The following is a 23,398-nucleotide window of genomic DNA, read 5'->3' on the forward strand; positions in this document are numbered from 1 at the left end:
CCGGCGCGTCGCGGCGCCGGTGGAGGGGTTACGAACGGCTTCGATACACGGCGACGCCTTGCGGCTCGACCTGCGCGGCGCCGACCACGAACGCGGACGGCGGCACCGCGTCGATCGTGTGCGGTGTGCTCGCGTAGTTGAACACGTAAGTCAGGCCGCCGCGCCGGCTCACGCGTACGCCGTCGGCGAGCGGCGTCGGCGCGAGGCCCGCTTCGGCCGCGACGTCGGCGAACAGGCGCACGGTGGTCGCATCGTCGAACAGCGCGGCCCAGTAGTGCAGCGTACCGTGCGAGATGCAGGCCGGATGACGGTCGGCGAAGCGCGCGTGCACGATGCTGCGCGTGTCGTCCTGCAGCTCGACGAGATCGCGCCAGTGACGCGCTTCGCCCGCGAGCGGCGCGCCGTCGCGCAACGTGCCGTCGATTCGTTCGATCACGTTCGGCCGCAGCGATTCGGCGCGCCACACACGCACCGGCAGGATCGACGCGAGCGGGCCGGGCGGCAGCGCCGGCGGGATCTGCAGGTCGGCGGTCTTGGAGCCGGTGCGCGGCCCGAACACCGCGTGGGCGCCCGACGCGGCGAGCCGCGACGCGAAATCGTCCGGCACGATCGGCAGCGGCGGCACGACGACGAGACGGTAGCCGTCGAGCGGCGCGTGCGCCGACACGATGTCGACGTCGAGGCCGAGCGAGCGCAGCGCCGAGTAGTACTCGAACGCGAAACGCGGGTAGTGGAAATCGGCGCCCTGCGGCTGCACTTCGAACAGCCACTTCGCCTCGTAGTCGAAGACCAGCGCGACCGGTGCGCGCACCGCGCCGTCTGCGTCCGCGTCCGCGCCGGCGTCGTGCACGGCCGCGATCTCGCGCGCGACGCGCTGCGCTTCGCGGCCGCCTTCGTCGAGCTTGTCGTCGGGGGTGTGCAGGCCCGCGTGCATCTGTTCCTGCGCGAACGGCGCCTGCCGCCAGCGGAAGTACGACACGCAGCCGGCGCCGTGCGCGAACGCTTCCCAGCTCCACAGCCGCACCATGCCCGGCAGCGGCGCGGGGTTCCAGTGCGCCCAGTTCACGGGGCCCGGCTGCTGTTCCATCACCCAGAACGGCAGCTTCGACATGCCGCGGTACAGGTCGTGATTGAACGACGCGAAATCGGGATGGCCGGTGCGCAGCCAGCGCGCCTTCACGTCGGGCGCGAACCACAGCTCCTCGAGCGCGCCGAGCGGGTAGCTGTCCCACGTCGCGACGTCGAGGTCGCGCGCGACTTCGTAGTGATCGAACTCGGTGAACAGCTGCATGAAGTTGTGCGCGACCGGCCGGCCCGGCGAGTGCGCACGGATCACGTCGACCTGCATCCGGTGATAGCGCGCGAGCTCGTCGGACGCGAAGCGCCGGTAGTCGAGGCGATGCGACGGATGGGCTTCGGTCACCGTGCCCACGGGCGCATCCACTTCGTCGAAATGACGATACTCCATGCTCCAGAACACGGTGCCCCACGCGCGGTTCAGCGCGTCGATCGTGCCGTAGCGCGTCTGCAGCCACGCACGGAAGCGCACGAGCGCGGCCGGCGAGTAGCTGACGACGGTCTGGTGGCAGCCCAGCTCGTTGTCGGTTTGCCAGTAGCGCACGGCCGGGTGGCGGCCGTAGCGTTCGGCGACCGCCGTGCAGATCTGGCGCGACGCTTCGAGATAGGTCGGCGACGAGAAATCGTAGTGGCGGCGCGAACCGAACGCGCGCGGCCGGCCGTCGGCGCCGATCGCGAGGATGTCGGGATGGCGGTCGACCAGCCATTTCGGCGGCGTGGCGGTCGGCGTGCACATCACGATCTCGAGGCCGGCCGCGCCGAGCACGTCGACCGCACGGTCGAGCCAGCCCCAGTCGTATTCGCCCGGCGACGGCTCGATGCGGCTCCACGCGAATTCGGCGATCCGCACCTGCGCGATGCCGAGCGCTTTCATCCGGCGGGCGTCGTCGGCCCACATCGATTCCGGCCAGTGTTCCGGGTAGTAGCAGACTCCGAGGCGCATGCCGATCCTTATGCGTAGTGGTGAACGTGGACGTCGGCGCACGCGGGCACCGCGCGGCCGTCTTCGGTGAACAGATGGCAGGCCGCGGCCGGCGCGTGCACGTGCACGCGTTCGCCGCTGTGCACCTGCGCGTCGCCCGGTACCTTCGCGATCAGCGGCGTCGCGTCGGGCTGGCCGCACGGATCGAGGTGCACGTAGGTCTGCTCGCCCAGGCGTTCGACGAGCGCGACGTCGCGCGCGAGCGTCGTCGCGTCGGGCGCGGCGCCGAGCGTCAGGTGTTCGGGGCGGATGCCGAGCGTCACGGCGGCGCCGGCGCCGAACGCCGAGCCGTCGCGCGGCAGCACGAAGATTTCGCCGGACGGCACGAGCGAGACGGTCGTGCGATGCGCGTCGCACGCGGTCACGACGGCCGGCAGGAAGTTCATGCGCGGCGAGCCGATGAAGCCCGCGACGAAGCGGCTGGCGGGGTGATGGTAGAGGTCGAGCGGCGCGCCGACCTGCGCGATGCTGCCGTGCTGCGCGGTATCCGCGCCGGCGTGCAGCAGCACGATCTTGTCGGCGAGCGTCATCGCCTCGGTCTGGTCGTGCGTCACGTAGACGACGCTCGCGCGTTCGAACTGCCGGTGCAGCCGCGCGATCTCGATGCGGGTCTGGCCGCGCAGCGCCGCGTCGAGATTCGACAGCGGTTCGTCGAACAGGAACACGCCGGGCTCGCGCACGATCGCGCGGCCGATCGCGACGCGCTGCCGCTGGCCGCCCGACAGCGCCTTCGGCTTGCGTTCGAGCAGCGTGTCGAGCTGCAGGATCCGCGCGGCGTCGCGCACCTTCCGGTCGATCTCGGCCTTCGGCACGCGCGCGATCTTCAGCCCGAACGCCATGTTCTCGTACACCGTCATGTGCGGAAACAGCGCGTAGCTCTGGAACACCATCGCGACGCCGCGCTCGGCGGCCGGCACGTCGTCGACCCGGCGGCCATCGATCGACAGCTCGCCCGCGCTCAGATCCTCGAGCCCGGCGATCATGCGCAGCAGCGTCGATTTCCCGCATCCGGACGGCCCGAGAAACACGCAGAACTCGTGCGCGCCGATCTCCAGATCGACGTCGCGAATGACCGGCGCGTGCTCGCCATAGGCTTTTTGCACGCGTCGCATCGAGATGCTCGCCATTGTCTCCGCTCCATGTTTTAATGCGCCATACTGCGTGATTAAGCGCTTAATCACCGCGATCAAAAAAAGAGGCGATGCGATCGCGGCCGAGTCGCACCCGTCGGTCGGGCGGCAAGGTGTGCGGCGATAGTGCGCCGCTTCGGTGAGCGAAGCAAATACTGGATCGACGTCTCATATAGTGAGCAAGCGATGGCAACACTGGATGAAGTGGCGCGCCGCGCCGGCGTGACGGCCGCGACGGTATCGAACGTGCTGCGCGACCGCGGCCGGGTCGGCGACGCGACGCGGGCCCGGGTGCTCGAAGCGGTCGACGCGCTCGGGTATCGGCCGCATCTCGCCGCGCGGGCGCTGGCGGAAGGGCGTGCGCCGACGATCGCGCTGATGGTGTCGAGCATCGCGAACCCGTTCTATCCGGAGTTCGCGCTGGCGGTCGAGCGTGCGGTGCGCCGCAACGGGCAGTTCCTGATCGTCTGCAATACGAACGAGGATCCGCTGCAGGGGCGCGCGTATCTCGACCAGATCGCCGGCACGATTTCCGAGGGGATTCTCGTGACCAATGCGAACCTGCACCTGCCGGATCTGCTCGACGTCGCGCGGCGCGGCGTGCCGGTCGTGCTGTGCCTGTGGGAGCGGCCCGACGCGCCGCCCGACGGATTGCCGTGCGTGGCCATCGATTTGCGCGAAGCGGGGCGGATCGCGACGCGGCATCTGCTCGAACTCGGACACGAGCGCATCGGTGTGATCGTCGGCGGGGCGGCGAGCGGCGTGCAGGCGGCGCGCTATGACGGCTTCGTCGACGTGATGCGCGAAGCGGGGCTCGACGCGTCGATCGTCGCGGCCGATCACGATTCGATCGAGGGCGGCGTGCGCGCGGCGGGCCGGCTGCTCGATGCGCATCCGCGGCTGACCGCGCTCGTCGCCACCAACGACCTGCCGGCGATCGGCGCCATGCACGCGGCAGCCGATCGCGGCAGGCGCGTGCCCGACGATCTGTCGATCGTCGGCATCACCGACATCCATCTCGCCCGCGACACGCGGCCCACGCTGACGACCGTCGCAATCCCCACCGCCGAAGCGGCCGGAATCGCGGTCGAATTGCTCAACGCGCTGCGCGAGGCAGGTGGCCGTTTCGACGATGCGTCGCGCGTGCGGACGGCGTCGCTGCCGCGGCTGGTGGTGCGCGGCACGACCGGCCGCGTGCGGAGTGAGCGCGCGCCGCGGTAAATATCGCGCGGGGCGGCGCCGCGTGCTTCGGGTTTGCCGACGCAATCGGCGCGGCCCGGCGCGCAGCCGCGTGCGATGTGGAAGCCGGCAAGTGCGGCGCCGGCCTCAGCCGCCTTCGACGCGCCGCATGACGATGCGCCGAGCCGATTCGAGATGGGCGACCGTCATCGAACGGGCGACGCGCGCATTGCGCTCGCGGCACGCCGCCAGGATGTCTTCGTGCTCGACCTGGAACGATGGCGTATCCGCGAGCAGCGTGGCCTGCAGGCGCTCGTAGCGCTCGACCTGGCCGCGCAGTTCGGCGATCGACTTCAACTGCCGCGCGTTGCCGCAGCACGAATACAGCAGCGCGTGGAATTCGCGGTTCAGCTCACCTTGCCGGCGCGGCACGGTTGCGTCGCCGAGCAGCCGATGCACGAGTTCGGCGCGCGCGAGCGTTTCGTCGTCGAGCCGCTTCACGCTGCGGTAGATCGCATCGCCTTCGAGCAGCACGCGCAAGTCGTAGATTTCCTGCACGTCCGACGCGCTCAGCATGCGCACGACGGCGCCGCGGTTCCTGAAGATATCGAGCAGCCCTTCGCGTTCCAGGCGCTGGATGGCTTCGCGCATCGGAATCCGGCTGATGCCGAACCGATCAGCCAGTTCGCGCTCGACGAGCCGCTCGCCGGCCGCCAGCTCGCCGTTGATGATCATGTCGCGCAGCGATGCGGCGACCGCGTCCGCCGTGGAGTCGAGTCTGGTTTCCATGCCTGCCTGTTCCGTCATTTTGGAATAATGGTATACCAAATGGCAATCCGGTGCCACAATGGCGGCCACTGGCGGACGTCACGCAACGGCGCTCGGGCCGGTCGAGACACGGACATCAAGGGAGAGCGAGATGGCATCGGGCGAACACACGTATCGCGTCGCGGTGGAGTGGACGGGCAACCGGGGAACCGGCACGTCGGGATATCGCGAATATGGGCGGGAGCATGTGATCCGGGCGGGAGCCAAGCCGGATATTCCCGGTTCGTCGGACCCGGCGTTCCGCGGCGACGCGGCGCGCTGGAACCCCGAGGATCTGCTGCTCGCCTCGGCGTCGGCATGCCACAAGCTCTGGTATCTGCACCTGTGTTCCGAGGCCGGCATTCGCGTGCTGGCCTACGTCGACCACGCGGAAGGCACGATGCTCGACGGCGCCGAAGCGGGGCGCTTCACCGAAATCGTGCTGCGTCCGCAGGTGACGATCCGGGCCGGCGACGATCGTGAACGGGCGGCGCATCTGCATCACGACGCGCATGCGAAATGCTATATCGCGAATTCGGTCAACTTCCCGATTCGCTGTGAGCCGGTGATCGAGTTTGCCCCCGAGTAAGAAACCGCGGCTGCGTCGTCACAGCACCACGTCGTACACCCCCCGCGCGGCCGCCCGAATCGCATCGACCATCACCGTCACCGCCGGCGAATGCAGCCGGTCGGTGCGCGTGATGATCCCGAAATCGTCCATCCGGCAATCCATCTCCAGCGGCAGCACCGTGACGATCCCGTGTCGTGCGTAGTAGCGCGCGACGTCCTCGGCCAGCACCGCGATCATGTCGCTCTGTTCGAGCAACTGCGTGATGAACAGCAGCGCGGACGTCTCGACCAGGTTCGCCGGCGGCGCGAGGCTTGCGCGCTGGAACACGAGTTCGAAGCGATGGCGCAGCACGCTGCCGGCCGGCGGCACGACCCACGCCGCGCGCTGCACGTCCGCGAGCGACAGCGGCGCATGCGCGAGCAGCGGATGGCCGGGCCGCACGACCGCCGCCACCGTTTCGCCGATCAGCGGCTCGTAGCGCAGGCGCAGCTTGTCGTGTTCGGCGGACAGCCGGCCGAGCACGATGTCGATCTTTTCCTGCGCGAGGTGTTCGAGCAGCACGTTGCTGGTATCGATCTCGACCGATACGTGCAGGCCCGCATGCGTGCCTTTCACGGCGGCGACGGCAGGCGGCACGAGCCGCAGGGCCGGCGACGTGATCGCACCGACCGCCACGTGGCCGAGATGGCCGGCCTTCAACGCGGCCAGCTCCTCGCGCGCCTGGTCGAGGCTGCCGAGCGCCGCGCGCGCGTGGCGGATCAGCGCGTCGCCGTACAGCGTCGGCCGCATCCCGCGCGGCAGGCGCTCGAACAGCACCGCGCCGATCGATTCCTCGAGTTCGCGCAGCAGCTTCGACGCAGCCGGCTGCGTCATGTTCAGCGCGGCCGCCGCGCGGTGAATGCTGCCTTCGTCGGCGAGCGCGACGAGCAGCAGCAACTGGCGCGTCTTCAGGCGGGCGCGGTTTCCCCATGGACTGGCTTCGGGCATCGTACGGGTTTATATCGATATCGGAATGGATATCGTAATCGCCTAAATCGTCATTAGCCAGTTATCAAAATTCTGCCTAGACTGCGCCGGTATCCCGTCACCACAGGACTGACGATGTCGGCAACAAAACCCAGGCTGCGCTCTGCCCAATGGTTCGGCACGAACGACAAGAACGGCTTCATGTACCGGAGCTGGATGAAGAACCAAGGCATTCCCGATCACGAATTCGACGGCCGGCCGATCATCGGCATCTGCAACACGTGGTCCGAACTGACGCCGTGCAACGCGCACTTCCGCAAGCTCGCCGAGCACGTGAAGCGCGGGATCTCCGAGGCGGGCGGCTTCCCGGTCGAGTTCCCGGTGTTCTCGAACGGCGAATCGAACCTGCGGCCGTCGGCGATGCTCACGCGCAACCTCGCGTCGATGGACGTCGAGGAAGCGATCCGCGGTAACCCGATCGACGCGGTCGTGCTGCTCGCCGGCTGCGACAAGACGACGCCCGCGCTGCTGATGGGCGCGGCAAGCTGCGACGTGCCGGCGATCGTCGTGTCGGGCGGCCCGATGCTGAACGGCAAGCTCGAAGGCAAGAACATCGGCTCGGGCACGGCCGTGTGGCAGTTGCACGAAGCGTTGAAGGCCGGCGAGATCGACGTGCATCACTTCCTGTCGGCCGAAGCCGGCATGTCGCGCTCGGCCGGCACCTGCAACACGATGGGCACCGCATCGACGATGGCGTGCATGGCCGAGGCGCTCGGCGTCGCGCTGCCGCACAACGCGGCGATTCCGGCCGTCGATTCGCGCCGCTACGTGCTCGCGCACATGTCGGGCATCCGGATCGTCGAGATGGCGCTCGAAGGGCTCGTGCTGTCGAAGATCCTGACGCGCGCGGCGTTCGAGAACGCGATCCGCGCGAACGCGGCGATCGGCGGCTCGACGAATGCCGTGATTCACCTGAAGGCGATCGCCGGCCGCATCGGCGTGCCGCTCGAACTGGAAGACTGGATGCGCATCGGCCGCGACACGCCGACGATCGTCGACCTGATGCCGTCGGGGCGCTTCCTGATGGAGGAGTTCTATTACGCGGGCGGGTTGCCGGCCGTGCTGCGCCGGCTCGGCGAAGGCGGGCTGCTGCCGCACCCGGATGCGCTGACGGTCAACGGCAAGTCGCTGTGGGACAACGTGCGCGAAGCGCCGAACTACGACGAAGAGGTGATTCGCCCGCTCGACCGGCCGCTGATCGCGGACGGCGGGATCTGCATCCTGCGCGGCAATCTCGCGCCGCGCGGCGCGGTGCTGAAACCGTCGGCGGCGAGCCCCGAACTGCTCAAGCATCGCGGCCGCGCAGTGGTGTTCGAGAATCTCGACCACTACAAGGCGACGATCAACGACGAAGCGCTCGACATCGACGCCAGCTCGGTGATGGTGCTGAAGAACTGCGGGCCGCGCGGTTATCCGGGCATGGCCGAGGTCGGCAACATGGGGCTGCCGCCGAAGTTGCTGCGCCAGGGCGTGAAGGACATGGTGCGGATTTCCGACGCGCGGATGAGCGGCACCGCGTACGGCACGGTCGTGCTGCACGTCGCGCCGGAAGCCGCGGCCGGCGGGCCGCTCGCGGCCGTGCGCAACGGCGACTGGATCGAGCTCGACTGCGAGGCCGGCACGCTGCATCTCGACATTACGGACGAAGAGCTGCAGCGCCGCCTGTCGGACGTCGATCCGACCGCGGCACCGGGCGTGGCCGGCCAGCTCGGCAAGGGCGGCTACGCACGGCTGTACATCGATCACGTGCTGCAGGCCGACGAGGGGTGCGACCTCGACTTCCTGGTCGGCATGCGCGGCGCGGACGTGCCGAGTCATTCGCATTGAGCGGCGGGCGGTAATGGGCGGTTGTGCAGAGACACGGCCCGCGTAAGCGCTGAAGCGCCAACGTGGATCGACCGCGAAGCATGGGACCCACGTAAGCGCTGAAGCGCCAACGTGGGATCGACCGCGGTGCATGGGACCCACGTAAGCGCTAAAGCGCTAACGTGGGATCGACAGGAGACAAGATGACGACGCAGTACACGAGCGCGCACGCCGCGGCGGAACAGTCCGATTCGACGGCAGCCGTCGACGAACGGCAACTGACCCGCCTGCTCACGCGCAAGCTGGTGCCGTTCCTCGCGCTGATCTACGTGGTCGCCTACGTCGACCGTACCGTCGTCGGCTTCGCGAAGCTTCACATGAACGCGGCGATCGGCCTCGGCGACGCCGCGTACGGGCTCGGCGCGGGACTGTTCTTCATCGGCTACTTCCTGTGCGAGGTGCCGAGCAACCTCGCACTCGGCCGCTTCGGCGCACGCGTGTGGTTCGCGCGCATCCTCGCGACCTGGGGCGCGATCACGATGGCCATGGCGCTCGTACAGGGGCCGACCAGCTTCTACGTGCTGCGCTTCCTGCTCGGCGCGGCCGAAGCCGGCCTCTATCCCGGCATCCTGTACTTCCTCACGCAATGGTTCCCGATGCGCGACCGCGCGCGCGTGATCGGCCTGCTCGTGCTCGCGCAACCGCTCGCCGGTATCGTGACCGGGCCGCTCGCCGGATGGCTGCTGTCGACGCACGGATGGTTCGGCCTGTCGGACTGGCAGACGCTGTTCGTCGTCAGCGGCTTGCCGGCCGTGCTGCTCGCGTGGCCGACGCTGCGGCTGTTGCCCGAGTCGCCCGCGCATGCGCGCTGGCTGAACGACGGCCAACGCCGCTGGATCGCCCGGCAACTCGCCGCCGATCGCGACACCTATCGCCCCGATTCGCACGGCAATCCGCTCGCCACGTTGCGCGACCGCCGCGTGCTGCTGCTCGCCGCGCTGTTCCTGCCGTTCCCGCTGTGCATCTACGGATTGTCGTTGTGGCTGCCGACGATCATTCACGCGTTCGGTACCGGCGATGCGACGACCGGTCTGCTGTCCGCCGTGCCATACCTGTTCGCGGTGGTCGGCCTGCTCGTCGTGCCGCGCCACTCGGACCGCAAGCGCGAGCGCTACTGGCACATCGTCGTCGTGTCGGCGGCGGCCGCCGTGACGATGGCCGCGAGCGCGTGGGTACGGCAGCCCGCGCTGCAATTCATGTTCATCTGCCTCACCGCGTTTTCGCTCTATTCGATCCAGGCCGTCGTGTGGGCGCTGCCCGGCGAATTCCTGACCGGCACGAGCGCCGCGGTCGGCATCGCCGCGATCAATTCGCTCGCGAATCTCGGCGGCTACTTCGGGCCGTACGGGATCGGCCTGATCAAGGCATCGACCGGCAGTCTCGCGGCCGGCCTGTATTTCCTCGCGGCGACGCTGCTGTTCGCCGTGCTGATGACGTTCGTGGTCCGGGCCGCGCTGCGCGCGCCCGAGCCGGCCGCCGGCACATTCGCCGGCGAATCCTGAACGCCTTGTTTTCCGGCTGAACGCCGATTCGACTGACGCAGGACCCACCATGACATCGAGCAGCACGCCGCGCTATCGCGGCATTTTCCCGGTCGTCCCGACGACCTTTGCCGAGACCGGCGAGCTCGACCTCGCGAGCCAGAAGCGCGCGGTCGATTTCATGATCGACGCCGGCTCGGACGGGCTGTGCATCCTCGCGAATTTCTCCGAGCAGTTCGCGATCACCGACGACGAACGCGACGTACTCACGCGCACGATCCTCGAACACGTCGCGGGCCGTGTGCCGGTGATCGTCACGACGTCGCACTACAGCACGCAGGTGTGTGCCGCGCGCAGCCTGCGCGCGCAGCAGCTCGGCGCGGCGATGGTGATGGCGATGCCGCCGTATCATGGCGCGACGTTCCGTGTGCCGGAAGCGCAAATCTTCGATTTCTTTGCGCGCGTGTCGGATGCGATCGACATCCCGATCATGATCCAGGACGCGCCCGCGAGCGGCACCGCGCTGTCCGCGCCGTTCCTCGCGCGGATGGCGCGCGAGATCGAGCAGGTCGCGTACTTCAAGATCGAGACGCCCGGCGCCGCGAACAAGCTGCGCGAGCTGATCCGGCTCGGCGGCGACGCGATCGAGGGGCCGTGGGACGGCGAGGAGGCGATCACGCTGCTCGCCGATCTCCATGCGGGCGCGACCGGCGCGATGACGGGCGGCGGCTTTCCGGACGGCATCCGGCCGATCCTCGAAGCGTTCCGCGAAGGCCGGCACGACGATGCGTTCGCGCATTACCAGACGTGGCTGCCGCTGATCAATCACGAGAACCGCCAGTCCGGGATCCTCACCGCGAAGGCGCTGATGCGCGCCGGCGGCGTGATCGCGTGCGAGCGGCCGCGGCATCCGATGCCGGAACTGCACCCGGACACGCGCGCGGAATTGCTCGCGATCGCGCGCCGGCTCGATCCGCTCGTGCTGCGCTGGGCGCACTGAACGAGTGGCGAAGGAGGAAAGCACGATGAGCGATGTGATTTCGTTGGGCGTCGTCGGGATCGGCAAGATCGCGCGCGACCAGCATTTGCCGGCGATCGCCGCCGAACCGGGTTTCGCGTTGACCGCCTGTGCGAGCCGTCATGCGGAAGTCAACGGCGTGCGCAATTATCCTGATCTGAACGCGCTGCTGGCCGCCGAGCGCGAGCTCGATGCGGTATCGTTGTGCGCGCCGCCGCAGGTGCGCTACGCGCAGGCGCGCGCCGCGCTCGAAGCCGGCAAGCACGTGATGCTCGAGAAGCCGCCGGGCGCGACGCTCGGCGAAGTGGCCGCGCTGGACGCGCTGGCGCGCGAGCGCGGCCTCACGCTGTTCGCGACCTGGCATTCGCGTTGCGCGAGCGCGGTCGAGCCGGCGCGCGCGTGGCTCGCGCAGCGCACGATCCGGGCGGTGCAGGTGCGCTGGAAGGAAGACGTGCGGCGCTGGCATCCGGGGCAGCAGTGGATCTGGGAGCCGGGCGGCCTCGGCGTGTTCGATCCGGGCATCAACGCGCTGTCGATCGTCACGCGAATCCTGCCGCGCGAGCTCGTGCTGCGCGAGGCGACGCTGTTCGTGCCGAGCGACGCACAGATGCCGATCGCGGCCGAACTCGATTGCGCGGATACCGACGGCGTGCCGGTGCACGCGGAGTTCGACTGGCGGCACGGCCCGGTCGAGCAATGGGAGATCGCGGTCGACACGGCCGACGGCGTGCTCGCGATCAGCCGCGGCGGCGCGCAACTGTCGATCGCGGGCGAGCCGGTCGAGATCGGGCCCGAACGCGAGTATCCGGCGCTGTATGCGCACTTCCATGCGCTGATCGCGCGTGGCGAAAGCGACGTCGACGCGCGGCCGCTGCGGCTCGTCGCCGATGCCTTCCTGTTCGGCCGACGCGTGCAGACCGACGCGTTCGGCCGCTGAACCTGCGTCGCGCGCTTCGGCCCGAAGCGCGCGACGCGTGATTGATTGACTACGACACACATCACGGCATCAGCCGATACAAAGGAGACACCCATGAACCGCACGATTCGTCGACATACCCTGCGCGCGCTGCTGGCCGCGCTCTGCATCGCGCCGCTCGGCATGCAGGGCGCCGCACGCGCCGATACGCCGCTGAAGATCGGTTTCCTCGTGAAGATGCCGGAGCAGGCGTGGTTCATCAACGAGCAGAACGCTGCGTCCGCGCTCGGCCAGAAGGAGAACTTCTCGGTCGTGAAGATCGGCACGCCGGACGGCGAGAAGGTGCTGGCCGCGATCGACAACCTCGGCTCGCAGGGCGCGCAGGGCTTCGTGATCTGCGCGCCGGACGTGCGCCTCGGGCCGGCGATCGCGTCGCGCGCGAAGCGCTACAACATGAAGTTCGTGACGGTCGACGACCAGCTCGTCGACTCGACCGGCAAGCCGCTGCCGAACGTGCCGCACCTCGGGATGTCGGCGACCAAGATCGGCAACCAGGTCGGCCAGGCGATCTCCGACGAGATGAAGCGGCGCGGCTGGAAGCCGGAAGAAGTCGGCGCGCTGCGGATCACGAACAACGAGCTGCCGACCGCGAAGCTGCGCACCGACGGCGCGACGCAGGCGCTGCTCGCGAACGGCTTCCGCAAGGAAAACATCTTCGACGCGCCGCAGAAGACGACCGACGACGAAGGCGGCTTCAGCGCCGCGGCGCCGGTGCTCGCGCGCCATCCGAACGTGAAGAAATGGGTGGTGTACGCGCTGAACGAGGAAACGGTGCTCGGCGCGGTACGCGCGACGGAGCAGCTGCACATCCCGGCGGCGGACGTGATCGGCGTCGGCATCAACGGTGCGGGCGAGGCGTTCGCCGAGTTCCAGAAGAAGGAGCCGACCGGCTTCTACGGGACGATCGCGGTCAGCTCGACGAACCACGGCAAGGACAGCACGCAGAACCTCGTCGACTGGATCCGCAACGGCAAGACGCCGCCGGCCGACACGCAGACGAGCGGCAAGCTGATGACGCGCGCGAACTGGCAGGCCGTGCGCGCCGAACTCGGTATCTGAGCGGGGCGAGGCGAGAACGTAATGACGATGCAGACGATGACGGCCGTGTCCGGCCACGACGCCGAAGCGGGCGCGCCGCCGGATGGCGCACTGCTCGCGCTCGACGGCATCACCGTGACGTTTCCCGGCGTGCGTGCACTCGACGCGGTGTCGCTGTCGGTGCGCGCGGGCGAAGTGCACGGGCTGATGGGCGAGAACGGCGCGGGGAAGTCGACGCTGCTGAAGGTGCTGTCCGGCGTGAACCAGCCGCAGGCCGGCACGCTGACGCTGAACGGCACGGTGCAGCGCTTCGCGTCGACGCGCGCGGCGCTCGAGGCCGGCATCGCGATCATCTACCAGGAGCTGCATCTGGTGCCCGAGCTGACGGTCGCGGAAAACCTGATGCTCGGGCAATTGCCCAGCCGGCTCGGCGTGGTCGACGAGCGTACGCTCGCCGCGCGCGCGCTCGATGCGCTGGAGCGGCTCGGCGAGCACATCGATCCGGGCATCCCGGTGAAATACCTGTCGATCGGCCAGCGCCAGATGATCGAGATCGGCAAGGCGCTGATGCGCGACGCGCGCGTGATCGCGTTCGACGAACCGACGAGTTCGCTGTCCGCGCGCGAAACCACGCAACTGTTCCGGATCATCCGCGCGTTGCGCGCGGAAGGCCGCGCGATCATCTACGTCACGCACCGGATGGAGGAAGTCTACGAACTGTGCGACCGCGTGACGGTGTTTCGCGACGGCCGCCGCATCGACACGTTCGATTCCGTCGCCGATCTCGACCGCGACCGGCTGATCGGCTGCATGGTCGGCCGTTCGATCGAGGACGTGTACGGCTATCGATCGCGCCCGGCCGGCGACGTGCTGATCGAAGCGAAGGGACTGACGGGGCCGGGGCTGGCCGAGCCCGTGTCGTTTACCGCGCGGCGCGGCGAGATCGTCGGCTTCTTCGGGCTCGTCGGCGCGGGCCGCTCGGAACTGATGAAGCTGCTGTACGGCGCGGTGCGGCCGAGCGCCGGGCACGTCGAGCTGAACGGCAAGCGGGTGGCGTTCGGCAGCCCGCGCGACGCGGTGCGCGCCGGCATCGCGCTGTGCCCGGAAGACCGCAAGCAGGAAGGCATCGTCGCGATCGCGTCGGTGGCCGACAACCTCAACATCAGCGCGCGCCGTCATTTCAGCCCGGCGCGCGTGCTGCTCGACGGGCGGCGCGAACGCGAGCTCGCGCAAAAATACATCGAGCGGCTCGCGATCAAGACCCGCGACGGCGAAACGCCGATCGGCGCGCTGTCGGGCGGCAACCAGCAGAAGGTCGTGCTCGCGCGCTGGCTGGCCGAGCGCATCGACGTGTTCCTGATGGACGAGCCGACGCGCGGCATCGACGTCGGCGCGCGCGCGGAAATCTACAACCTGTTCTACGAACTCGCGGAAGCGGGCCGCACGGTGATCCTCGTGTCGAGCGATCTGGCCGAGGTGATCGGCGTGTCGGACCGCATCATCGTGATGAAGGAAGGACGGATCGCGGGCGAGGTCGCGAAGGCGCACGCGACGCCCGACGCGCTGATCAAGCTCGCGCTGCCGCGCTAGCGGCCCGCAGTCAACCGGAAAGCAAACGTTATGAGCCAGGCAATGCAACCCCAACGTACGTCCCCATCCCCGGATACCCCCGCCGTGCCCGCCCGTGCGCGCGGCGGCGTGTGGCAGATGATCAACCGCTCCGGCATCGTGATGGTGTTTCTCGTGCTGTTCGCGACGCTGTCGCTGACGGTGCCGGACTTCCTCACGTCGCGCAACATCCAGGGCCTGCTGCTGTCGGTCACGCTGATCGGCTCGATCGCGGTGACGATGATGTTCGTGCTCGCGCTCGGCGAGGTCGACCTGTCGGTCGCGTCGATCGTCGCGTTCTCGGGCGTCGTCGCGTCGACGCTGATCACCGCGACGCACAGCGTCGTGCTCGGTATCGCGGGCGGCGTGCTCGCGGGCGGCGCGGTCGGGCTCGTGAACGGCGTGCTGATCGCGCGCTACCGGATCAACTCGCTGATCGTCACGCTCGCGATGATGGAAGTCGTGCGCGGGCTCGCGTTCATCACGTCGAACGGCGACGCGGTGATGATCTCCGAGGAACGCTTCTTCGATCTCGGCGGCGGGTCGTTCCTCGGCATCTCGTATCCGATCTGGAGCAACATCATCGGCTTCGTCGTGTTCGGCTTCCTGCTGCGCAAGACGGTGTTCGGCAAGAACGTGCTGGCGGTCGGCGGCAACGGCGAGGCCGCGCTGCTCGCGGGTCTGCCGGTGATGCGCATCAAGATCGCCGTGTTCGTGCTGCAGGGGCTCGTGACGGGCTTTGCCGGCGTGATGCTCGCGTCGCGGATGAGCCTCGGCGATCCGAAGACGTCGGTCGGCCTCGAGCTCGGCGTGATTTCCGCGTGCGTGCTCGGCGGCGTGTCGCTGACGGGCGGCGTCGCGACGATCTCCGGCGTGCTGGTCGGCGTGCTGATCATGGGCTCCGTGCAGGACGCGATGAGCCTGCTGAACGTGCCGACCTTTTACCAATATCTGATACGCGGCGGAATTCTGTTGCTCGCGGTGCTGTTCGACCAGTATCGTCGCAACCAGCGGCGCGCGATGAAGATCTGATTTCGATCGCGCGGCCGCCTGCAAATACGACGAATATCGGGAGACGGCATGCAACAGACTCCTCCGGCCGCGTCGGCGACGCTGCTGGCCGACAGCCGCAACACGCTCGGCGAAGGCGCGACGTGGTGCGACAGGACGCACGCGCTGTACTGGGTGGACATCGAGGGCGCGCAGCTGTGGCGCTGCCGCGCGGACGGTTCGGACCTCGCGCAATGGGCGATGCCCGAACGGCTCGCGTGCTTCGCGCTGACCGACGATCCGGACGTGCTGCTCGTCGGGCTCGCGACGCATCTCGCGTTCTTCGACCTGAGCCGCGGTGCGTTCACGCGGATCGTCGACGTCGAACCCGATCTGCCCACGCGGCTGAACGACGGGCGCTGCGATCCGTTCGGTGCTTTCGTGTTCGGGATGAAGGACGAAGGCGCCGAGCCGCCGCGTGCGATTGGTGGGTTCTATCGACTCAATCGCGATCTCGCGCTCGAACGGCTTGCATTGCCGGCGGCCGCGATCGCGAACAGCATCGCATTCTCGCCGGACGGCACGAAGCTGTATTTCTGCGATTCGCTGGTGCGCGAGATTTTCGTGTGCGATTACCGTGCGGGCGGCGACGTCGCGAACGTGCGGCCGTTCGCGCGGCTGACGGATGTGGACGGCGACCCGGACGGCTCGACCGTCGATCGCGACGGCGGGCTGTGGAACGCGCAATGGGGCGGCCGCCGCGTGGTGCGTTATGGGCCGGACGGGATCGAGACCGACCGCGTCGAGGTGCCGACCGCGCAGCCGAGTTGCGTCGCGATCGACGGTGACGGCCGGTTGTACGTGACGAGTGCGCGTGTCGGGTTGAGCGACGACGCGCTGGCCGGCGACGCGCACGCGGGCGGCGTGTTCGTCGCGCGGACGCGGCATGCGGGGCTGCCGACCGCACGATTCGCGGGCACGCCGCGCGGTTGATCGCGTCGTCGGATACGGGTTCCCGTTCATGGGATCGGGCTGACGCGGCGGACTTCGCGGTCAGGCTCGCGAGCCGCCGCACGTGCGCGAGCGCACGGCGGCCGTCCGTCTTCCCCGAACATCCGTTCATCTCCCCACCTGCTGGTAAGATGGCCCGCAATTCCATCCTGCCCGCACCATGAGTTCCGCACCGACCAAGCCCGCGAATCCGAAGAACGCCGCGAAAAGCGCCGCCCGCGCGACGGGCGACAAGCCGAAAGCGCGCGTGCAACAACGCCTGACCTACGTGATCGGCGGCCTCGACCGGCTGCTGCGCCGTCACATGACCGACGCGCTCGCGCCGCTCGGCATCACGCTCGCGCAATACACGGCGCTGTCGGTGCTCGAGGCGCGCGGCGCATCGTCGAACGCGCAGTTGGCCGAGCGCTCGTGGATCACGCCGCAATCGGCGAACGAGGTGATGAGCGTGATGGCCGCCCGCGGTTTCGTCACGCGCGAAGCCGACCCGTCGCACGGCCGCATCATCCTGCTGACGCTGACCGACGCAGGGGCGGCGATGCTGCGCGAATGCGAAACCGTGCTGCGCCCGCTCGAGGCACGCATGCTCGGCGACATCTCGACCGACGACGCCGCGCACGTGCAGCGCGCGCTCGAACTGTTCTCGCGCAACCTGCGCGGCTGACTGCTTCCCCGATTTCACGGCGCGGCGCCGCCCGGCCCGCGCTCGCTTCGTACGCGCCTTCGGCGCTCGTCCGACCGCTCCCTGATTTTCCGGTGCTTTCTCCGCCTTCCGCTCCGGGTTTACACCGGCGTTCGTGCCGCTTGCAATATCAGGTAGCCTGATATTAAATGAGGTCGTCCGCAGCAGGCATGCTGCGCACCGAATCGCACTGGAACGAACGACAGGAACAGACATGAGCAAGTACGACAACCGCTGGCAGACCGTTGAAGTGAAAGTGGAGGCCGGCATCGCGTGGGTGACGCTGAATCGCCCCGAGAAGCGCAACGCCATGAGCCCGACGCTGAACCGGGAGATGCTGGACGTCCTCGACGCGGTCGAGTTCGACGACGAGGCGAAGGTGCTGGTGCTGACCGGCGCGGGCGCCGCGTGGACGGCCGGCATGGATCTGAAGGAATATTTCCGCGAGATCGACGGCGGCTCCGACGCGCTGCAGGAAAAGGTGCGCCGCGACGCATCGGATTGGCAGTGGCGCCGCCTGCGGATGTACAACAAGCCGACCATCGCGATGGTGAACGGCTGGTGTTTCGGCGGCGGATTCTCGCCGCTCGTCGCGTGCGACCTCGCGATCGCGGCGGACGACGCGGTGTTCGGGCTGTCGGAAATCAACTGGGGCATCCCGCCGGGCAACCTCGTCAGCAAGGCGATGGCGGACACGGTCGGGCATCGCCGCGCGCTGCACTACATCATGACCGGCGATACGTTCACCGGCGCGCAAGCGGCGGAAATGGGCCTCGTGAACAGCAGCGTGCCGCTCGCCGAGCTGCGCGACGCGACGATCGCGCTCGCCGCGCGGCTGATGGACAAGAACCCGGTCGTGCTGCGCGCGGCGAAGCACGGCTTCAAGCGTTCGCGCGAGCTCACGTGGGAACAGTGCGAGGATTACCTGTATGCGAAGCTCGACCAGGCGCAGCTGCGCGACCCGGAGCGCGGCCGCGAGCAGGGGCTGAAGCAGTTCCTCGACGACAAGACGATCAAGCCGGGCCTGCAGGCATACAAGCGCTGATACGAGCGCCGACGCAGCCGCCGGCATTACCGCCGGCGTAATCGCAAGAGACAGGCAAGGCAGGAGACGACATGACCGACAGACGGATGCTGATCGGCGGCGAGTGGTGCACCGCCCGCGACGGGCGAACCTTCGACCGCTTCAACCCCGCGACGGGCGCGCTCGCGTCGCGCGCGCCGGCGGCCGGTACGGCCGACGCCGACGCGGCCATCGACGCCGCGCACCGCGCGTTCCCCGCCTGGGCAGCGCTCGCGCCGACCGAGCGGCGCCGCCGGCTGCTGAAGGCGGCCGACCAGATGGATGCGCGTATCGACGAGATCGTCGCGACCGGTGTCGCCGAAACGGGCGCGACGCCCGGCTGGCTCGGCTTCAACGTGACGCTCGCGGCGAACATGCTGCGCGAGGCCGCGTCGATGACGACGCAGATCGCCGGCGACGTGATCCCGTCCGACGTACCGGGCAATCTCGCGCTCGCGATGCGCGTGCCGTGCGGCGTGGTGCTCGGCATCGCGCCGTGGAACGCGCCGGTGATCCTCGGCACGCGTGCGCTGGCGATGCCGCTCGCGTGCGGCAACACGGTCGTGCTGAAGGCGTCCGAGGCATGCCCGGGCGTGCATGCGCTGATCGGCGCGGTGCTGGACGAAGCAGGGCTCGGTGCGGGCGTGGTGAACGTGATCACGCACGCGGCGGCCGACGCACCCGAACTCGTCGAGCGGATGATCGCGCATCCGCACGTGAAGCGGATCAACTTCACCGGGTCGACGCACGTCGGCCGCATCATCGCGCGCCACGCGGCCACGCACCTGAAGCCCGTGCTGCTCGAACTCGGCGGCAAGGCGCCGGTGCTGGTGCTCGACGACGCGGATCTCGATGCGGCCGTCGACGCGATCGCGTTCGGTGCATTCTTCAACCAGGGGCAGATCTGCATGTCGACCGAGCGCGTGATCGCCGCGCGGCCGATCGCCGATGCGCTCGTCGAGCGGCTCGCCGCGAAGGCGCGCACGCTGGTCGCGGGCGATCCGCTGGCCGGCCATCCGCTCGGCACGATGGTCGATGCGTCGGCCGCCGCGCGCGCGGCGTCGCTGGTCGAGGATGCGCGTGCGCATGGCGCGCACCTGCCGCTCGGATGCCGTGTGGAAGGCGCGACGATGCAGCCCGCGATCGTCGACGGCGTCACGCGCGACATGCGGCTCTATCGCGAGGAGTCCTTCGCGCCGGTCGTCGCCATCCTGCGCGCGGATAGCGACGACGAAGCGGTCGCGCTCGCGAACGACAGCGAATTCGGGCTGTCGGCGAGCGTGTTCAGCCGCGACGTCGCACGTGCGATGGCGGTTGCACGGCGGATCGAATCGGGGATTTGCCACATCAACGGGCCGACCGTGCACGACGAAGCGCAGATGCCGTTCGGCGGCACGAAGGCGAGCGGCTACGGCCGCTTCGGCAGCCGCGCGTCGATCGCCGAATTCACCGAGCTGCGCTGGATCACCGTGCAGACCACGCCGCGCCATTACCCGATATGAGCGAGCCGACGATGAATGCAGAGAAGGCGCCGCTTCAGGTCGGCCAACACGCCGACGCCGTGCGCTATCGCGCGGCCGCCGTCGCGGTCGGCGCGGCCGAGATTCGCCGCGCGGACGACGGTACCTGGTACCTGCGCTCGCGCGAGCCGCTCGGCGATTATCCGACGCGCATCACCGACTGCCTGGTACGCGGCGCGCAAGCGCATCCGGACCGCGTACTCGCCGCGCGGCGCGGCGCCGATGGTCGCTGGATCGAGATCACGTACGCGCGGATGCTCGAACGCGCGCGCGCGCTCGGCCAGGGGCTCGTCGATCTCGGGCTGTCGGCCGAGCGTCCGCTCGCGGTGCTGTCCGGCAACGATCTCGAGCATCTGCAGCTGATGTTCGCGGCGATGCTGGCCGGCGTGCCGTACTCGCCGATCTCGCCCGCGTATTCGCTGGTGTCGACCGACTACGGCAAGCTGCGTCACACGCTCGGCGTGCTGCGGCCGGGTGCGGTGTTCGTCGCGGAGCGCGCGCCGTTCGCGCGTGCGCTCGACGCGACGCTGCCGGCCGATGCGACGCTGATCGTCGCCCGCGATGCCGATGCCCAGGAGGATGACGGCACCGGCGGCAACGGGCGCGCGGTGCCGCTGTCGCGTTTGCTCGCTACCGTCCCGCGCACGATCGACGCCATCCACGACGCGGTCGGCCCCGACCATCTCGCGAAGATCCTGTTTACGTCCGGTTCGACGAAGCAGCCGAAGGCCGTGCCGACCACGCACCGGATGCTGTGCAGCAACCAGCAGATGCTGCGCCAGACGATGCCCGAACTCACGCGCGAACCGCCGGTGCTAGTCGACTGGCTGCCGTGGAATCACACGTTCGGCGGCAGTCACAACCTCGGCATCGCGCTGTACAACGGCGGCACGCTGTATATCGACGACGGCCGCCCGATGCCCGGCCGCTTCGACGAAACCGTGCGCAACCTGCGCGAGATCGCACCGACGATCTACTTCAACGTGCCGAAGGGCTGGGAGGAGCTGGCCGCCGCGCTCGAACGCGATGCCGAGCTGCGCGACACGTTCTTCTCGCGCGTGAAGCTGTATTTCTTCGGCGGCGCGGGGCTGTCGCAAGCCGCGTGGGACCGGCTCGACCGCGTGACCGAAGCGCATTGCGGCGAGCGCATCCGGATCATGGCCGGCCTCGGGATGACGGAGGCGTCGCCGTCGTGCCTGTTCACGACCGGGCCGCTGATGCGCGCCGGCTATATCGGCCTGCCCGCGCCCGGCTGCGACGCGAAGCTCGTGCCGTGCGGCGGCAAGCTCGAAGTGCGCTTCAAGGGGCCGAACGTGATGCGCGGCTACTGGCATGCGGACGTCGATCCGCGCGACGTGTTCGACGAAGAAGGCTATTACCGCAGCGGCGACGCGGCCGCGTTCGCCGACCCGGAACGGCCGGAACTCGGGCTGCTGTTCGACGGGCGGCTGACCGAGGACTTCAAGCTGAGCAGCGGCACGTTCGTCAGCGTCGGGCCGTTGCGCGCGAATGCGGTGTCGACGGGGGCCCCGTACGTGCAGGACGTGGTCGTGACCGGGATCGATCGCGACGATATCGGCTTGCTGGTGTTCCCGCGCGTCGATGCATGCCGTGCGCTCGCGGGGCTCGCCGCCGATGCATCCGTGACCGACGTGCTGCGCGCGCCGGCCGTGCGCGCGGCGTTCGCGGCGTGGCTCGCCGTGCTGAACCGGAACGCGAGCGGCGGCTCGACGTTCGTCGCGCGGATCCGGCTGGTCGACACGCCGCCGTCGCTCGATCTCGGCGAAGCGACCGACAAGGGTTCGCTGAACCAGGCGGCCGTGCAGAAGCATCGCGCGGCGATGATCGACGCGCTGTACGACCCGGCGCGGCGCGATCCCGACGTGATTTACGCGTAAGCAGTACGCGCTAGCAGTAAGCAGCAACGAGCAGCAACGAGCAGACACAACGACCGGCCGGCCGCGACACCGGCAGGCACGCTTGCGGCCAGTGAATCAGGTTGCCTGATAAAGGCGCCGGTTCATGCGATACCTCGCGCGCCGAACCGCCCCTGGCCGGCGGCGGCGCGCGGCGGTCGTTGCACGGCCGACCGACTACAAGACATGGGACTGGAGACAGAATGAACACCTACGTTGCCGAAAAACCCACGGTCGCGACCACGCTCGCGCTGTGTTTCGCGATCGCACTCCTCGAAGGGCTCGACCTGCAGTCGGTCGGCGTCGCCGCGCCGCGGATGGCGCGCGAATTCGGGCTGTCCGTGTCGCAGATGGGCATCGCGTTCAGCGCGGGCACCTTCGGGCTGCTGCCGGGCGCGATGCTCGGCGGGCGGCTCGCCGACCGGATCGGCCGCAAGCGCGTGCTGATCGCATCGACCGTGCTGTTCGGGCTGCTGTCGATCGCGACCGCGCAGGTCTCGAGCTTCGCGATGCTCGTCGTCGTGCGCGTGCTGACCGGCATCGGCCTTGGCGGCGCGATGCCGAACCTGATCGCGCTGTCGTCCGAAGCGGTCGAGCCGCGCTCGCGCAGCAGCGCGGTCGCGACGATGTACTGCGGGATCCCGTTCGGCGGCGTGATCGCGTCGGTGATCGGCGTGCTGCTCGCCGGCGATACCGAATGGCGGCACATCTTCTACGTCGGCGGCGTGGGGCCGCTGCTGCTCGTGCCGCTGCTCGTGTGGTTCCTGCCCGAATCGCGCGCGTATCTCGACGTCGCGGGCACGCCTGCCGCGCGGTCCAGTGTCGCCCGGACGCTGTTCGGCGACGGCCGCACGACGTCGACGGTCGCACTGTGGGTCAGCTACTTCTGCACGCTGATCGTCCTCTACTTCCTGCTGAACTGGCTGCCGTCGCTGATGGCCGCGCGCGGGCTCGATCGCGCCCACGTCGGCCTCGTGCAGATCGCGTTCAACGTGGGCGCGGGGCTCGGCGCGCTCGGCATCGGTGCGGCGCTCGACCGGATGCGCGCGTCGCGCGTGGTCGGCGGCATGTATGTCGGGATCGTGCTGTCGCTCGCCGCGCTCGCGGCCGCGCCCGGTTTCGCGTCGCTCGCGGCGGCCGCGTTCGCGGCGGGGATGTTCGTGGTCGGCGGGCAGTCGGTGCTGTATGCGCTCGCGGCGATCTACTACCCGACCGCGATGCGCGGAACCGGCGTCGGCGCGGCGGTGGCGGTCGGCCGGCTCGGCTCCGTCGTCGGGCCGCTCGCGGCCGCGACGCTGCTGGCCGCCGGCCGCAGCGCGCCCGTCGTGATCGGCGCGAGCATCCCCGTCACGCTCGTCGCGGCCTTCGCTGCATTCGTGCTGATTCGCCGCCCGCAAGCCGGCGACTGACGGTTCGATTTTTTCAATGCGCGCCGTCAGAGCGCGCGATTCAACAAG

The 23,398-nt window shown here is 69.1% G+C and carries 19 protein-coding genes; 15 read left to right on the forward strand and 4 right to left on the reverse strand.

Annotation, left to right across the window (positions count from 1 at the left end; all coding sequences use genetic code 11):
• Positions 1-28: 28 nt before the first annotated feature.
• Together HWX09_RS14120 and ugpC are read right to left on the reverse strand one after the other, a co-directional pair.
• Positions 29-2,020, reverse strand: coding sequence for a beta-galactosidase (locus tag HWX09_RS14120; protein ID WP_027781768.1), 1,992 nt, complete (start codon positions 2,018-2,020; stop codon positions 29-31).
• An 8-nt stretch (positions 2,021-2,028) separates the two neighbouring features.
• A complete protein-coding gene (gene ugpC, locus HWX09_RS14125) occupies positions 2,029-3,186 on the reverse strand; it encodes a sn-glycerol-3-phosphate ABC transporter ATP-binding protein UgpC (RefSeq protein ID WP_027781767.1) in 1,158 nt (385 codons plus the stop codon).
• A 189-nt stretch (positions 3,187-3,375) separates the two neighbouring features.
• On the opposite strand from ugpC, the gene HWX09_RS14130 reads away from it, so the two are divergent.
• A complete protein-coding gene (locus HWX09_RS14130) occupies positions 3,376-4,410 on the forward strand; it encodes a LacI family DNA-binding transcriptional regulator (protein WP_027781766.1) in 1,035 nt (344 codons plus the stop codon).
• A gap of 105 nt (positions 4,411-4,515) precedes the next feature.
• Here the strand turns inward: HWX09_RS14130 and HWX09_RS14135 are convergent, their stop codons facing one another.
• Positions 4,516-5,157 carry a GntR family transcriptional regulator gene (locus HWX09_RS14135; RefSeq protein WP_027781765.1) on the reverse strand — a complete coding sequence of 214 codons (642 nt, stop codon included), beginning with the start codon at positions 5,155-5,157 and terminating at the stop codon, positions 4,516-4,518.
• 130 nt (positions 5,158-5,287) lie between these two features.
• Here HWX09_RS14135 and HWX09_RS14140 point away from each other — a divergent pair, with 130 nt between their 5' ends.
• A complete protein-coding gene (locus HWX09_RS14140) occupies positions 5,288-5,764 on the forward strand; it encodes an OsmC family protein (RefSeq protein WP_027781764.1) in 477 nt (158 codons plus the stop codon).
• An 18-nt stretch (positions 5,765-5,782) separates the two neighbouring features.
• On the opposite strand, the gene HWX09_RS14145 is transcribed toward HWX09_RS14140, so the two are convergent.
• Positions 5,783-6,733, reverse strand: coding sequence for a LysR family transcriptional regulator (locus HWX09_RS14145; protein WP_027781763.1), 951 nt, complete (start codon positions 6,731-6,733; stop codon positions 5,783-5,785).
• Positions 6,734-6,847: 114 nt separating this feature from the next.
• Between HWX09_RS14145 and HWX09_RS14150 the strand changes: the two genes are divergently transcribed.
• The 13 genes from HWX09_RS14150 to mhpT all read left to right on the forward strand — a co-directional run bounded on the left by HWX09_RS14150 (position 6,848) and on the right by mhpT (position 23,350).
• Positions 6,848-8,599 (forward strand): IlvD/Edd family dehydratase, encoded by a 1,752-nt coding sequence (locus HWX09_RS14150; protein ID WP_027781762.1) that lies wholly within the window; start codon positions 6,848-6,850, stop codon positions 8,597-8,599.
• 182 nt (positions 8,600-8,781) lie between these two features.
• Complete coding sequence (locus HWX09_RS14155; RefSeq protein ID WP_027781761.1) at positions 8,782-10,140, forward strand: MFS transporter; 1,359 nt, start codon at positions 8,782-8,784, stop codon at positions 10,138-10,140.
• Positions 10,141-10,189: 49 nt separating this feature from the next.
• Positions 10,190-11,119 (forward strand): dihydrodipicolinate synthase family protein, encoded by a 930-nt coding sequence (locus tag HWX09_RS14160; RefSeq protein WP_027781760.1) that lies wholly within the window; start codon positions 10,190-10,192, stop codon positions 11,117-11,119.
• 25 nt (positions 11,120-11,144) lie between these two features.
• Positions 11,145-12,074, forward strand: a complete 930-nt coding sequence (locus tag HWX09_RS14165; protein WP_027781759.1) for a Gfo/Idh/MocA family oxidoreductase — start codon at positions 11,145-11,147, stop codon at positions 12,072-12,074.
• 93 nt (positions 12,075-12,167) lie between these two features.
• Positions 12,168-13,172, forward strand: a complete 1,005-nt coding sequence (locus HWX09_RS14170) for an arabinose ABC transporter substrate-binding protein (RefSeq protein WP_027781758.1) — start codon at positions 12,168-12,170, stop codon at positions 13,170-13,172.
• Positions 13,173-13,193: 21 nt separating this feature from the next.
• Positions 13,194-14,741: an L-arabinose ABC transporter ATP-binding protein AraG gene (gene araG, locus HWX09_RS14175; protein ID WP_027781757.1), complete on the forward strand. Its 1,548-nt coding sequence runs from the start codon at positions 13,194-13,196 to the stop codon at positions 14,739-14,741.
• Positions 14,742-14,771: 30 nt separating this feature from the next.
• A complete protein-coding gene (gene araH, locus HWX09_RS14180; protein ID WP_027781756.1) occupies positions 14,772-15,791 on the forward strand; it encodes an L-arabinose ABC transporter permease AraH in 1,020 nt (339 codons plus the stop codon).
• Between the two features lie 48 nt (positions 15,792-15,839).
• A complete protein-coding gene (locus HWX09_RS14185; RefSeq protein ID WP_027781755.1) occupies positions 15,840-16,742 on the forward strand; it encodes an SMP-30/gluconolactonase/LRE family protein in 903 nt (300 codons plus the stop codon).
• A 178-nt stretch (positions 16,743-16,920) separates the two neighbouring features.
• Positions 16,921-17,424 (forward strand): MarR family winged helix-turn-helix transcriptional regulator, encoded by a 504-nt coding sequence (locus HWX09_RS14190; protein WP_027781754.1) that lies wholly within the window; start codon positions 16,921-16,923, stop codon positions 17,422-17,424.
• 232 nt (positions 17,425-17,656) lie between these two features.
• On the forward strand, positions 17,657-18,487 hold the full coding sequence (locus HWX09_RS14195; RefSeq protein ID WP_027781753.1) for a p-hydroxycinnamoyl CoA hydratase/lyase: 831 nt from the start codon (positions 17,657-17,659) through the stop codon (positions 18,485-18,487).
• 71 nt (positions 18,488-18,558) lie between these two features.
• Positions 18,559-20,007: an aldehyde dehydrogenase gene (locus HWX09_RS14200; RefSeq protein ID WP_027781752.1), complete on the forward strand. Its 1,449-nt coding sequence runs from the start codon at positions 18,559-18,561 to the stop codon at positions 20,005-20,007.
• 11 nt (positions 20,008-20,018) lie between these two features.
• Positions 20,019-21,923, forward strand: a complete 1,905-nt coding sequence (locus HWX09_RS14205; RefSeq protein ID WP_105132657.1) for a feruloyl-CoA synthase — start codon at positions 20,019-20,021, stop codon at positions 21,921-21,923.
• 221 nt (positions 21,924-22,144) lie between these two features.
• On the forward strand, positions 22,145-23,350 hold the full coding sequence (gene mhpT / locus HWX09_RS14210; RefSeq protein ID WP_027781750.1) for a 3-(3-hydroxy-phenyl)propionate transporter MhpT: 1,206 nt from the start codon (positions 22,145-22,147) through the stop codon (positions 23,348-23,350).
• Positions 23,351-23,398 lie beyond the last annotated feature (48 nt).

It is taken from the genome of Burkholderia sp. BCC1208, from assembly GCF_902833095.1.
Taxonomy (GTDB): domain Bacteria; phylum Pseudomonadota; class Gammaproteobacteria; order Burkholderiales; family Burkholderiaceae; genus Burkholderia.